Below are 12,723 nucleotides of genomic sequence, written 5' to 3' on the forward strand. Positions count from 1 at the left end.
TGCTTTACAGGCCGGGGTAAAGTGGGAAATCCACGGTTAGCTTGGATACACGCGCGCTGAGTGCCTCCACATCGGCGTCTTTACCGTTTGCCAAAGCGGTGCCGATGATGTCGGCTACCTCCTCATACTGAGGGGCCGCGAAGCCGCGAGTTGCCAAAGCCGATGTGCCGATGCGTAGTCCGGAGGCAACCGATGCTGGTCGTGGATCGAACGGCACGGTGTTGCGGTTGACAGTGATGCCGCATGAGGCGAGTAGATTTTCTGCGGCCAATCCGTCCATTTCACTGTTGCGTAGGTCAACCATCACCAGATGCACATCGGTGCCGCCTGTCAGAACACTGATGCCTTGGGCCTTGAGGTCTTCGGAAGTGAGACGGTCGGCGAGGATCTTTGCGCCTTCGATCGTGCGTTCCATACGCTGCTTGAAGGCATCTGAACCGGCTACTTTGAATGCCACGGCTTTGGCTGCGATGATGTGCATCAGCGGTCCACCCTGCTGGCCAGGGAAGACTGCTGAATTGAGCTTTTTGCCATACTCTTCTTTGGACAGGATGAAGCCGGAACGCGGGCCGCCAAGCGTTTTGTGGGCTGTCGAGGAGACTACATCGGCGTAGGGTACTGGGCTTGGATGAAGTCCTGCGGCTACCATGCCGGCAAAGTGTGCCATGTCGACCCAGAACTTGGCGCCCACCTCATCCGCGATTTCCTTCATCGCCTTGAAGTCCTCGATGCGCGGGTAGGCGCTCCATCCGCCGATGATGAGTTGGGGGTGGGTCTCAAGTGCCCGCTGTCGTATGATTTCCGGATCGATGAGGAAGGTTTCGGGATTTACTCCGTATGTTTCCGCCTTGTAGAACTTGCCTGAGAAATTCATCTTGGTGCCATGCGTCAAATGCCCGCCGTGGTCGAGCGCCAAGCCAAGCACGGTGTCGCCCGGCTTGATAAGCGCTTGGTAAACGGCGGCGTTGGCCTGCGCGCCGGAATGAGGCTGGACATTGGCAAATTCCGCGCCGAACAGTTCCTTGGCTCGGTTGCGGGCGATCGTCTCGACGCCGTCTACGAACTCACAGCCGCCGTAATAGCGTCGTCCGGGGTACCCTTCCGCGTATTTGTTGGTGAGAACGGACCCCTGTGCATCCAGAACTGCACGAGGTACGAAGTTTTCGGAGGCGATCATTTCAAGACCGTTCTGCTGCCGCTTGAGTTCGCTGTCGATCAGTGCCGAGATTTCGGGGTCCATTTGAGCAATGGGTTCGTTGAACATATCCGACGAACGCTGCGCGACCGCAGGATTGAATGTGTCGGTTTTATATGGTTCCGCCATTGTTGACTCCTTGTATTTCGTTGAATTGTCTGACATTGCATCAGGTGATGCCCGTTCTGTTCTCAATCGGTTTTCGCTGCAAAGAGGAAAATCCTAGGCGTAATGTTGTACGGACATCCGCCTAGTTGAAAATATTGCCAGAAACGTTCATCGGATGCGTCGTTCATCCTACTTCGTGGATAAAAATGATTTTAGATTGTTGTATCAGGGACATTTAGAAGCGTAACGATTTGGCGAAATTGAAAGGGTGGGCGATGAGGGACTCGAACCCCCGACATCCACCGTGTAAAGGTGGCGCTCTAGCCAGCTGAGCTAATCGCCCGTAATCCTAAACCAGTGTAGCGCAACGCTTGTCCATCGGGGTGTCGGGCCTGTTTTAATTCGGGGTGTCGGTCCTGTTTTAATAAAAAGGAATGGATGATGTTACTTCTTAATGCTTAAAAGTTATATTTCGTGCTTATTGAGAGATGTAGAAAAACAGCGAGGATTCTAGGGTGAATGAGCAAGCTCCGGAGAGTTGCAACAAGGTGGAGACCATCGTTGATTCCGTGGTGGAATGTGACCCATATAGAGAGCAAATTCCGGTGATGTCGGATGGTCCGTCTGCATGTGACGAGAAGGTGTTTGATTTCACGCTGATGGGTCCGATGTGGTGGGAGTTCGTGATGGCGTCGAACGCCTACGGCCGCGGGCTGCGCAGTATTTTCCTGCCGTGGGCTCTGTTCTTCGTTCCTATCGTTTGGGTGTTCTGGGATTCGATGGTTGGGTCGTCCTTTAATGATTCCGCGGCGACGGAGGATTTTGCCATCTGTGTTGGTCTGATGGTGCTTTGTTTGTCTCTTTGTGGTGGTCCGCTGGCTTGTTGGGGTGTGGTGAACAACGTGGTGCGGTTTGTGTCGGGTTGGTTTCCGGTGCGTGGTTTGAACACGGTTGATATCTGGCGGGTTTTGATCCAGCGGCGCAGGGGTGTTTTTGATTCGCGTTGGAGTACGCCGTGCCGTCTGATGGTGGACGGGGACGGGTTGGTGCTGGAGCGTTGGTTAGAGCCGTGCGACGGGCGGGGGCGAGGCTGTGTATCGTGTGTCCGGCGTGAGCTGGCGTCGGTTGGATTGCGTGCGGTTGACGGAGCATGCGGTGGTGTTTTCATCGTCGGCGGGGGACGAGTCTTCCTCGGATGTGTCGTCTGCGGCTGCGCATGTGGAGGCGGCTGGTCTGGACGGGTGCGTGCTGGTGGATCGTTCGGTGGAGCATGTCGAGGACACGAACCGTCTGCTGATGATTGCGGGCGCGATGCAGCGTGACGAGGAGACCCTAAGGACTGAGTGCTGACGTGAGTGGCGGATGCTGATGAGACCTTTGTTGTTCTATAGTGCATCGTTGGTAGACGGCGACTGTGTGCAAGCTTCGGATCACCGGCGGGGCAACGGTTTGGAGATTATTTCGTTAGCGTTGCGTCTCAGCGCTCCCGTACAATAGGCGCATTGTGTATATCACTAGGAGGCACAACTGATGGATGGACAGTCAGAGAACAATCACAGCTCGACCGGAATCAATTTTGCGGGGAAGCGTAAATGGGGCTATGACGTCGATCAGGTCGATGCTTTCCTTGATCTCGCACACGAGAAGTATGACAGGAATGATGGCTCGCTTACGCAGAAGGACATTCAGAGTGCTGCCTTCAAGTTTGCGAAAGGCGGCTATGTCATAGCCGAGGTCGATGCTGCTCTGGCCCGCCTCGAGCGAGCGGTGGTCGATAGAGAGACTGCACGTCAGATTGCAGGCGAAGGCCGCGTGGCGTGGCAGGCTGAGACCATGAAGATCTATCAGATGCTGAGGGAACACGCGCAACGCGCGCGTCGTGAGCGTTTTATGCGTGGCGAGAAAAAGTCCCCGTCATACGACATGAAGCAGGTTGATCGACTCATCGACCAGATCATCATCCGCACGTCGGATGATCTGGGAGTTGAATCCATGACTAAAGCCGAATCCCGCAACCTTGCTGATCTCAATGCCAGCGCTGTTTCCAATGTTATCTTTACACAGCGCAAGGGCAAGCGCGGTTACGATGAACGTCAGGTTGACTTCTATCTTCACGTGTGTGTTCGGTTGCTCAGCCGCATCGAATCTTATGAGCGTGTGGGTGATAATCCCGAAACGGGCAACACACAAGCTGTTTCCGCGCAGTTCGCGACGGGCCACACCATGCCATTGCAGAGTCCTGAGCCGGCTAATACCGGGGTCAGTCCGTTGATTGACGAGGGCGCCATGGCCGCGTTCAGTGATTCTGCGTCTGTTGTGCCCCAACCTGAACCAATGACCTCGGCGCAATCGTCAGTGCTCAACGATTTACCTTTGACAGCAGCTCAGCCGGATTCTGATTCTGTCTTCCAGACTCCTGTCCAGGCTGCTCCCGTTCCGGTCGTTCCGGAATCGCCCGGTACTCAGCCCGTTGTTTCCAATGACCCACCGGTTATTCCAGTGTTGCCTGATAATGCCGTCACTTCCGCTCAGGCGCAAAGTGTGCCGTCTGTGCAGAATCCTTCCTTTGCCGAGGCGAATACTGGGTCCGACGGTAATTCATCGTTGGCTGCTCTGGCCAATCTTTCAAATCCCCCCGAGGTTCAGGGGGAAACTGCTTCGTTTGGTTCTCCGGTGTCGGATACCGCGGCTGCACAGGTCAGTGAGAGCACCATGGTTGATTCGTTCGGGTACGTAACGAACGGCGACAGCGACGATGCGGGCATTCCGAATCTATCCTTCCAAGATTTCGAGACTTTGAACCACGAAGAACCGAAGTCCGGCGAATGATCGATTTCCGGAAAGGCTCGATGGAAACGATTATTACTCACTATGCATACTGCGCCATGTTCGCCGTCTGACAAGAACGATGTTCAGACTCGAGATAGCCATGCTTCGTCCGTCGGCTCCAGTTTGGAGGATGCGTCGATGAGCGGGGTCAATCGTAAGGGTGGACAGGGCGATTCCGGCACCGGCACAATGAGTGCTGATGAGTCTGTCAGCGTTTCTCGTCATAGGGATGCATGGAGTCTAGGTCACCGCCTATTGGTGACCATTCCCATCTTCATCATTTTGTTGGGTGTCCTCGTCACTGTCTCAAACCTGACCAGTGTACCTTGGAAACGTGAACCGACGGAACAGTCGATTGCGACTCTCTCACCCGATACCGCAGTTACGTTTGACAATTCTCAAGGTCTGCCGTTGGCGCACAAGGGTAGTTTTGAGGTCGAGTCCCATACGGTTGTGCTTGACATTGTCAGACCCGCCACAGGCGAGGTTCAGCATGTCAATGTTTTGATTCGTCAACCGAGTGATCCCGCCGGAGTTGAGACGAAACATCCCGCAGTAGTGTTCATGCATGGCGCGGGTTATGGTACTGCCGAAAACAGCTTTGGTGACGTTGCACAGGATCTTTCATCGGCTGGCTTCGTCACTGCAGTGCTTGACAAGCCCGTCTGGTCGACCAGCGACGTCAACCGAGATTATCTGGGGAGTGCCAAAGCCTACGACCAGGTGGTCGAGTATCTGCGTGACCAAAAAAACGTCGATCCCGATAAAGTCGGGCTTTACGCAACTTCCGAAAGTACCTGGATCTCGCCTTATGTCATCAAATACGATAAGCGCATTGCCTTTCAGCTGCTCCTGAGCCCAATGGCCTATGAGCCACGACAATCGCTGGGATTCTTTGTTGCACAGGACTTTTCGTTGGTTGGCGCCAATAACGGTTATCAATCCATTGTCCGCAGACTTTTCCATGCGGATACCACGATGTTCGGCAATGATACGCTCGATTTTCCCATGGACTTGCCGCAGGCGTATTCCGTGCCGACAATGGTGGTGTATGGTTCCAAAGATGTGTTGACCGCTCAGGTCGAAGGATTGGAGCACATCCTTGATTCCGCGCACCGATCGGGCAATCAAAACGTGACCGTGCGCAGCTATTCCGTGGCCAACCATGTGCTGAGACTCGGCGATGAAGCCGAAACCGGAACTCCGTTCGCAGATGATTACATCAACGATGTCGTTTCCTGGTCCGTGGGCACCGTTTCCGGCCTTAAGCAGACCAGCGAGCCGATTGCGGGCACCACAATTCGCCAGTCCATCGCCGTGCCGGTGGAACTTGAAGCTGACCGCAGGCTCACTGTGTACGGAACCATCGTCAACGCTTCGATGATGGTGCTGCTGGTTGTGACACTGCTTGTGGCGTTGGTTGCTTGTGGCATCAAAATCTTCCGTGTCGTCCGGCATGATCGTGCCAAGGTGTTCGGCTTCGTGCGTGGTTTCGGGGGAGAGCTGTCGGCCATAGCCGTCACAACGTCGGCAACGCTTGTATTGTTCGCCGCCGGTTTGGGGCAGGTCATTATGGCGGTGGTCAAACTCGGTTGGGGTAGTGCCCCCACGGAAGATCCGGGTATGATGTACTGGAGTTGGCCAGTTATCCAAGTGGTTTCGATTCTCGTCGTGTGGGCTTGGGCTCACATTCTTGCTCGCTGTATCGAGGTGGCGCAAACACATGGGTTGGCTCAGATTCCTCCTCGAAAAGATGCGATTCACGATGCACTGCACGGACGTGAACCGGTGTTCGCATCGAAGCGTTTCGGTCGTCTCTTCTTCTGGCTGGTCGCGGCTGCCATGTTCAGCGTACTGTTGTTCTTCGCGTTTTGGGGATTGTTCATCTTCTAACGAACGTAGATCTGCGTGGGTAGTGTGTCGATAGCAGTGAGAAGGTGAAGGATATGTCGTTGTATCGTGACGAGGGTGTGGTGCTCAAAACCGTAAAATTGGGGGAAGCCGATCGAATCGTTACCCTGATGACCAAGAATCACGGCAAAATCCGAGCCATTGCCAAAGGTGTTCGGCGCACCAAATCGCGTTTTGGTGGCCGTGTCGAACCCTTTATGCGCGATGACTTGCTTATCGCTGAAGGTCGTTCGCTTGACGTCATTTCCCAAGTGGTTTCCATTTCCTCATATGCCGCTCATATCTGCATGGATTACGACGCGTATACCGCTGCCAATGTCATTGCCGAAACAGCGGACAAACTCATCTCGAATGAGCATGAACCCGCCACGGGTCAATACATGCTGCTGATTGCCGCGTTGGCGGCTCTTAGTCGGGAGAGTCACTGTCCGCAGACCATCAGCGACTCCTATGTGATGAGGACGCTCGCACAGGCCGGTTGGACCCCGCGTCTTTCCTCATGCACCGTATGCGGTAAACGCGATGACTTGGATTATTTTTCCGTCTCCGGCGGCGGGATTCTTTGCTCCACCGACCACACTCCGGATTCACGACGCATCGATCTTGTCGGTCGAGAGCAGATGGAAGCGCTGGTCGAAGGTGATTGGAACGTGCTAGACCGTGCGCCGATCAACCCCGAAATACGTCGATTAGTTGAAGAATGGGGAGAATATTATCTGGAACGACCAATCCGTTCACTGGGATTGCTAGATTCGTAGTATGGCTTTTGAACATGTGGACTACACCTCGCTTGATGTTCCAGCGGCTCCTTTCTCCGACCCTTCCATCATTCCTGCGTTTCCGAAGAACAAGGTGCCCCGTCATATCGGCATTATCATGGACGGCAACGGTCGTTGGGCCCAGCGGCGAGGTCTGACCCGTACCAACGGACACCAGGCAGCGGAACCAGTGGTGTTCGACACCATCGCCGGCGCTATCGAGGCGGGTGTGCGCTATCTGAGTCTCTATACCTTTTCGACTGAAAACTGGAAACGCAGCCCACAGGAGGTGCGCTTCCTGATGGGATTTTCACGTGACATCATCCACCGACGTGTCGCTCAGATGGATGAATGGGGAGTGCGGGTGCGTTGGTCAGGGCGTCGTCCTAAGTTATGGAAATCCGTGATTGACGAACTTGAAGTCGCCATGGAACGCACGAAGTACAATTCGACCATCGATGTGGTTTTCTGTATCAATTATGGTGGGCGTGCCGAAATTGCAGATGCGGCTGCCGCCATTGCCAAAAAAGTTCGTGACGGCAAAATCAGCGGTGACCGGGTTACCGAGTCGATGGTTGCCGAGCACCTGTACAATCCGGATATTCCTGATTGCGATCTGGTTATCCGCACCTCAGGGGAGCAACGCACTTCGAACTTCCTGCCATGGGAAGCTGCTTATGCCGAACTTGACTTCTCGTCCCAACTGTTTCCCGATTACGGGCGAAAGGCCCTCTGGCGTTCGATAGATCATTACGTGCACCGTGACCGACGTTTTGGTGGTGTCAACGCGAAGTAAACCGTCATCATGGATACGGATATGCCATGCGCAGATCAAGCGTTTGCGATGATTGTGCAAGCTCCGGCAAGGTGTACCGTAGAGGCGATGGCAACTGAAGGTAGTCCAAGGTTATTCAGGTTTGTTTAGAATCTTGTTAACAAGACGTTGCTTTTCCTTGAGTTGTCCTGAAAAACCAGGGCGTATGTCGAGTTTGAGCGTGACGCCCGTGCGGTATCCCTGGCTTGCCAGCACCATCGTTGCGTCGCGCACGGTTCGAAGCACCTCGTCCAAATCACCTTCGATATTGGTGAACATTGCATTGGTTTCGTTCGGCAGACCCGATTCGCGGATGACACCGATGGATTGTGCGACATACTCGCTCAGCTCGGAACCTGTTCCGCTGGGAGCGATGGCCACAGCGGCGACGGTGTTGATGTAGGGCTTGCCGGTTTTCGGGTCGTTTGGAACGGTCTGTTGAATCGAGTTTCGCTCGATACTTTTATCCATGAGAATCTCCTTCAATCGCTGATTGCATGATACTTGTATGGCTCGGCATTGACGTGCTCTGAGCACGCTTCAAGTGTCACACTCTGCCGATACAGTGAACGCATAACTGATTCTCATGAAACGGCTGATTAAAGCCGATAAGCGGAAGGTGTGTCGTGGCTCAATCCAAACTTGATGAAGTGGTGTCGCTAGCCAAGCGGCGTGGTTTTGTGTTCCCTGCTGGTGAGATTTACGGCGGCACGCGCTCCGCGTGGGACTACGGTCCGTTGGGCATGGCTCTGAAAGACAATATCAAGCGTGAATGGTGGCGTGCAATGGTGGTCACTCGCGGCGATGTGGTCGGCGTCGATTCCTCCATCATCCTGCCGTCCGCCGTTTGGGAGGCCTCGGGCCACGTCAAGGTTTTCAACGATCCGTTGGTCGAGTGCCTCAACTGCCACAAGCGTCAGAGGGCGGATAAACTCGAGGAGTCCTATGCCGAGAAGCATGGCGACAAGCTCCCTGAAAACGGTTTGAAGGATATCGTGTGTCCAGGCTGCGGAACCCGTGGAGAATGGACCGAGCCTCGTGACTTCAACATGATGCTGCGTACGCATCTGGGGCCGGTGGACGACGACAACTCTTTGCATTATCTGCGTCCTGAGACCGCACAGGGCATTTTCGTGGACTTCAAGAACGTCATGGCCTCTTCGCGCAGCAAGCCTCCGTTCGGCATTGCCAACATGGGCAAGTCGTTCCGTAACGAGATTACGCCGGGCAACTTCATCTTCCGAACCCGAGAGTTCGAACAGATGGAGATGGAGTTCTTCGTCGAGCCCGGCACCGATGAAGAGTGGCATCAGTACTGGATCGACACTCGCACCCGTTGGTACACCGATCTTGGCATCAATCCCAAGAATCTTCGTCATTACGAGCATCCGAAGGAAAAGCTTGCGCACTATGCCAAGCGCACCGTCGACATCGAATACAAGTTCGGCTTCCAAGGTTCCGATTGGGGTGAACTCGAGGGTGTGGCTAACCGCACTGATTTTGATCTTTCCGCGCATCAGGAGCATTCCGGCGAAGATTTGAGCTACTTCGATCAGGCAACAGGCAAGAAGTACATTCCTTACGTCATCGAGCCGGCAGCGGGCCTGACCCGTTCGCTGATGGCCTTCCTGATGGATGCCTATGCCGTCGATGAGGCGCCGAACACCAAGGGTGGCGTCGACCGTCGCACCGTGCTGCGTCTTGACCCGCGCCTTTCTCCGGTCAAGGCCGCTGTCTTCCCACTGAGCAAGAAGCCCGAGCTGCAGGCCGTCGCACATGATTTGGCGGCCGAATTGCGTCAGCACGACTGGATGATTGATTACGACGAAGCCGGGGCCATCGGACGTCGTTATCGTCGTCAGGACGAAATCGGTACGCCGCTGTGCATCACAGTCGATTTTGATACCGCCGACGACCACTCAGTCACCATTCGTGAACGTGATTCTATGAAGCAGGAGCGCATCGATCTGGATAACGTCGTCAAGTATGTAGCCGATCGCATCGGTGAAAAGCGCGTGCGCTACGCTGAAGGCCCTGCTTCCATCGTGGGCAATGCCGCAGCCGACGGGGGAGTGGACTTCGCGAAGGAATCCGGAGTGGACGAGTCCGACCCGGTTAAGGTTATGGAAGCCGGAGGACTGTATTAAAGCGCATTGAAGGCCCCAAAGGACGTGAATCGACGAAAGTGACTGGATGCTATAGGGTGTCTGGTAAATACTGTCCGGATACCCGCTTGGCTCAGCCACGTGCCGGTTCCTCTCATAAGTCCGGTGTCCAACATGGGTTAAGGGCCGAATTTGAGGGGTGAATCCGTTCGGTTCCGTGTGGGCAGGATGGATGAAGGCGGTACTTGGTCAAAACGGAACCGAACGGCCTTAGGTTTGGTCGGGAGATCTGGAAAGCGTCGGGCATAGCATCTGCCTCAAGTGCATTGGTCAACGGTTAGTTGTGATAGAACAGGTGATAGGTGAAGAACTTTAAGCAATGGCTGAGCGCTGTCGATTATTCACTGGCTCAGCAACGGTTCGATGAAGGCTGGGACGAGGTGCTCGCAGGGCTGCCTGGTCTTGATTTGGGTGGGCATGACGAGCAGGTCGGCGGCGACCCGGCTGAAGATGGTACCAGCGGCGTACCGAAGATCGCACCGGTAGATTTAGGGCCGTTGCACATCGAGACCCCAGTTGTGCTTTCCCCTATGGCGGGAGTCACGAACTGGCCATTCCGGTCGATTTGTCGGGCGTACGGTCCAGATGGACTTTATGTTGCCGAAATGGTTACATCCAGGGCGCTTGTTGCTCGCAATCCCAAGGCGTTCCGCCTGTGCCGGTTCGCTCCGACCGAAGAGATTCGTTCGCTTCAGCTTTATGGTGTTGATCCCAATATCACCGCTCAAGCCGCGCAGATGATGATCGACGGCAATCTCGCGGATCATATCGATTTGAATTTCGGTTGTCCGGTTCCTAAGGTCACGCGTCATGGTGGCGGTTCCGCTTTGCCTTGGAAAAGCGATTTGTTCCGCGAGCTGATTCATCGCGTGGTTCAGGTGTGCAGTGAATCCAACATTCCTGTGACGGCCAAGATTCGAGTCGGTGTTGATGCGGACCATACGACGTTCCTCGATGCTGCGCGCATCGCTGAAGATGAAGGCTGCGCTGCGGTGACTTTGCATGCGCGGACTACTGCGGAGTACTACGGCGGGCATTCCGACTGGAGCCGAATAGCCGAATTGGTGCAAGCCGTGGATATTCCCGTGTTTGGAAACGGTGACATCTGGGGAGCTGAGGATGCACTGGAAATGGTGTCCCAGACGGGTTGCGCTGGTGTTGCAATCGGACGCGGATGCCAAGGTCGTCCGTGGATATTCTCCGATATCAAGCATGCCTTCGCAGGGCAAGGCGAACGATTTAACCCCACACTTGGTGGAGTCTGTCAGATCATCATGGCGCACGGTCGACTGCTGGTCCGTTTCTATGATGGCGACGAAACGATGGCTGTGCACGATCTGCGTAAGCATATCGCCTGGTATCTCAAAGGATTCCCGGTCGGCGGGAACACTCGCCGTGAGTTCATGGAGTCGGAGACATTGGACGATGTCCGAAAGGTGATGGACCATCTTGATCCTTCGGTCACCTACCCGGAACGTGTGGCTGACAAGCCCCGGGGTCGTGTGAGGTACGCAAAAAAAGTGCATTTGCCATACGGCTGGCTCGATTCAAGAACCACCACCCACGAGGAGCGTGAACAGCTTTTCGGTGATGATCCGATGGATGCCAGCTACTGATTTCAAAAACCGAAATAAAAATTGTGGTACACCCCGAGAAATAGTCTAAGCTTAGGCGTGTTCTGCGATAGAGTATTAGGTGTAACCGTGAAGTGACAGGAGACAATGGTGAGTGAGATTGCCCAGAATGACAACTTCAACGATAAAACAAGCATCAAAGTAGTCGGTGTTGGCGGTGCAGGTGGCAATGCCGTCAACCGAATGATTGCCGAAGGCTTGCAGGACGTTGAATTTGTAGCAATTAATACCGACGCAAAAGACTTGCTTCGCAGTGATGCGGACGTCAAGATTTCTTTGAGTGACAATACCAGTCGGGGACTGGGGGCAGGGGCTGATCCGGAAAAGGGCTCCAAGGCCGCTCAGGATCATCAGTCTGATATCGAGGAAGCGCTTAAAGGCGCCGATATGGTCTTCGTAACTTGCGGCGAAGGCGGTGGTACCGGCACCGGCGCAAGTCCCATCGTTGCCCGCGCGGCGCACCAGCAGGGTGCGTTGACGATCGCGGTTGTCACTCGTCCGTTTGTCTTCGAAGGTCCTCAGCGCGCCGCTTCTGCCAAGCTCGGTATCGAGAATTTGCGCAAAGAGGTCGATGCGCTGATCGTCATTCCCAACGACCGTCTCCTTGAGCTTTCCGATAAGACCATCGGCATCGTTGATGCCTTCAAGACCGCAGACACCGCATTGTTGGCCGGTGTTCAGGGCATCACCGACCTGATTACCACCAATTCTTACATCCACGTTGACTTCTCCGATGTCACGGCCATCTTGCGTGGTGCGGGAACGGCTTTGTTCGGTATCGGTTCCGCCCGTGGTGAGGATCGAGCCACCCAGGCCGCCGAGATCGCCATCAGCTCGCCGTTGCTTGAGGAAAGCATTGAGGGAGCGCACGGTGCCCTGATCAACATCGCAGGCCCGACGGACCTCAAGCTCCAAGAGGCGAGCGATGCTACCGAGTTGGTACGCAAGTCTATTCATCCGGAAGCACAGATCATCTGGGGCCTTGCCTTGGACGATGCCTACGGCGACGAAGTGCGTGTTACTGTTATCGCCGCAGGTTTCGATGCTGAAGGCAAGAAGGAGGAGGCGCAGCCCAACCAGGCGGTTGCAGGGGCTTCGTCTCCTGCAGTTGCGCAATCGCAGGTGAGCTACGAATCCGAGCCTCAGGACGCGCAACCAACGGCGCAGCCTTTGCCCGATCTGGACGCTCCAGTTATTCCAAACCAGTCGGAATCTGAGTTGTACGCGGACTCCGATAAGCCAACTTCTCCTGAAGATCCGGGCGATCTCGACATTCCCGATTTCCTGCGCTAAAAGAAGTTGAAAGGAT

Annotated in this window: 10 protein-coding genes and 1 tRNA gene; 8 read left to right on the forward strand and 3 right to left on the reverse strand. The window is 54.9% G+C overall.

Annotation, left to right across the window (positions count from 1 at the left end; all coding sequences use genetic code 11):
* Positions 1-4 precede the first annotated feature (4 nt).
* On the reverse strand, positions 5-1,324 hold the full coding sequence (gene glyA / locus GA0061077_RS00580; RefSeq protein WP_091847006.1) for a serine hydroxymethyltransferase: 1,320 nt from the start codon (positions 1,322-1,324) through the stop codon (positions 5-7).
* 248 nt (positions 1,325-1,572) lie between these two features.
* Positions 1,573-1,646: transfer RNA gene (locus tag GA0061077_RS00585), tRNA-Val, on the reverse strand.
* 172 nt (positions 1,647-1,818) lie between these two features.
* On the opposite strand from GA0061077_RS00585, the gene GA0061077_RS00590 reads away from it, so the two are divergent.
* From GA0061077_RS00590 to GA0061077_RS00610, 5 genes are all read left to right on the forward strand, one after another.
* A complete protein-coding gene (locus GA0061077_RS00590; RefSeq protein WP_091847007.1) occupies positions 1,819-2,625 on the forward strand; it encodes a hypothetical protein in 807 nt (268 codons plus the stop codon).
* Between the two features lie 208 nt (positions 2,626-2,833).
* The gene (locus GA0061077_RS00595) at positions 2,834-4,132 is read left to right on the forward strand and encodes a DivIVA domain-containing protein (protein WP_091847008.1); all 1,299 of its coding nucleotides are present in this window, start codon (positions 2,834-2,836) and stop codon (positions 4,130-4,132) included.
* 189 nt (positions 4,133-4,321) lie between these two features.
* Positions 4,322-6,025: an alpha/beta hydrolase family protein gene (locus GA0061077_RS00600; protein WP_091847542.1), complete on the forward strand. Its 1,704-nt coding sequence runs from the start codon at positions 4,322-4,324 to the stop codon at positions 6,023-6,025.
* Positions 6,026-6,078: 53 nt separating this feature from the next.
* Positions 6,079-6,801 carry a DNA repair protein RecO gene (gene recO / locus GA0061077_RS00605; RefSeq protein WP_091847009.1) on the forward strand — a complete coding sequence of 241 codons (723 nt, stop codon included), beginning with the start codon at positions 6,079-6,081 and terminating at the stop codon, positions 6,799-6,801.
* 1 nt (position 6,802) lies between these two features.
* The gene (locus GA0061077_RS00610; protein ID WP_091847010.1) at positions 6,803-7,597 is read left to right on the forward strand and encodes an isoprenyl transferase; all 795 of its coding nucleotides are present in this window, start codon (positions 6,803-6,805) and stop codon (positions 7,595-7,597) included.
* A gap of 111 nt (positions 7,598-7,708) precedes the next feature.
* Here the strand turns inward: GA0061077_RS00610 and GA0061077_RS00615 are convergent, their stop codons facing one another.
* Positions 7,709-8,086 carry a thiamine-binding protein gene (locus GA0061077_RS00615; RefSeq protein ID WP_091847011.1) on the reverse strand — a complete coding sequence of 126 codons (378 nt, stop codon included), beginning with the start codon at positions 8,084-8,086 and terminating at the stop codon, positions 7,709-7,711.
* 155 nt (positions 8,087-8,241) lie between these two features.
* Here GA0061077_RS00615 and GA0061077_RS00620 point away from each other — a divergent pair, with 155 nt between their 5' ends.
* From GA0061077_RS00620 to ftsZ, 3 genes are all read left to right on the forward strand, one after another.
* Complete coding sequence (locus GA0061077_RS00620) at positions 8,242-9,762, forward strand: glycine--tRNA ligase (RefSeq protein ID WP_091847012.1); 1,521 nt, start codon at positions 8,242-8,244, stop codon at positions 9,760-9,762.
* Between the two features lie 548 nt (positions 9,763-10,310).
* Complete coding sequence (gene dusB / locus GA0061077_RS00625) at positions 10,311-11,396, forward strand: tRNA dihydrouridine synthase DusB (RefSeq protein ID WP_091847543.1); 1,086 nt, start codon at positions 10,311-10,313, stop codon at positions 11,394-11,396.
* Between the two features lie 108 nt (positions 11,397-11,504).
* Positions 11,505-12,707, forward strand: coding sequence for a cell division protein FtsZ (gene ftsZ, locus GA0061077_RS00630; RefSeq protein ID WP_091847544.1), 1,203 nt, complete (start codon positions 11,505-11,507; stop codon positions 12,705-12,707).
* The last annotated feature ends 16 nt before the right edge of the window (positions 12,708-12,723 follow it).

The organism is Bifidobacterium commune (genome assembly GCF_900094885.1).
GTDB lineage: Bacteria > Actinomycetota > Actinomycetes > Actinomycetales > Bifidobacteriaceae > Bifidobacterium > Bifidobacterium commune.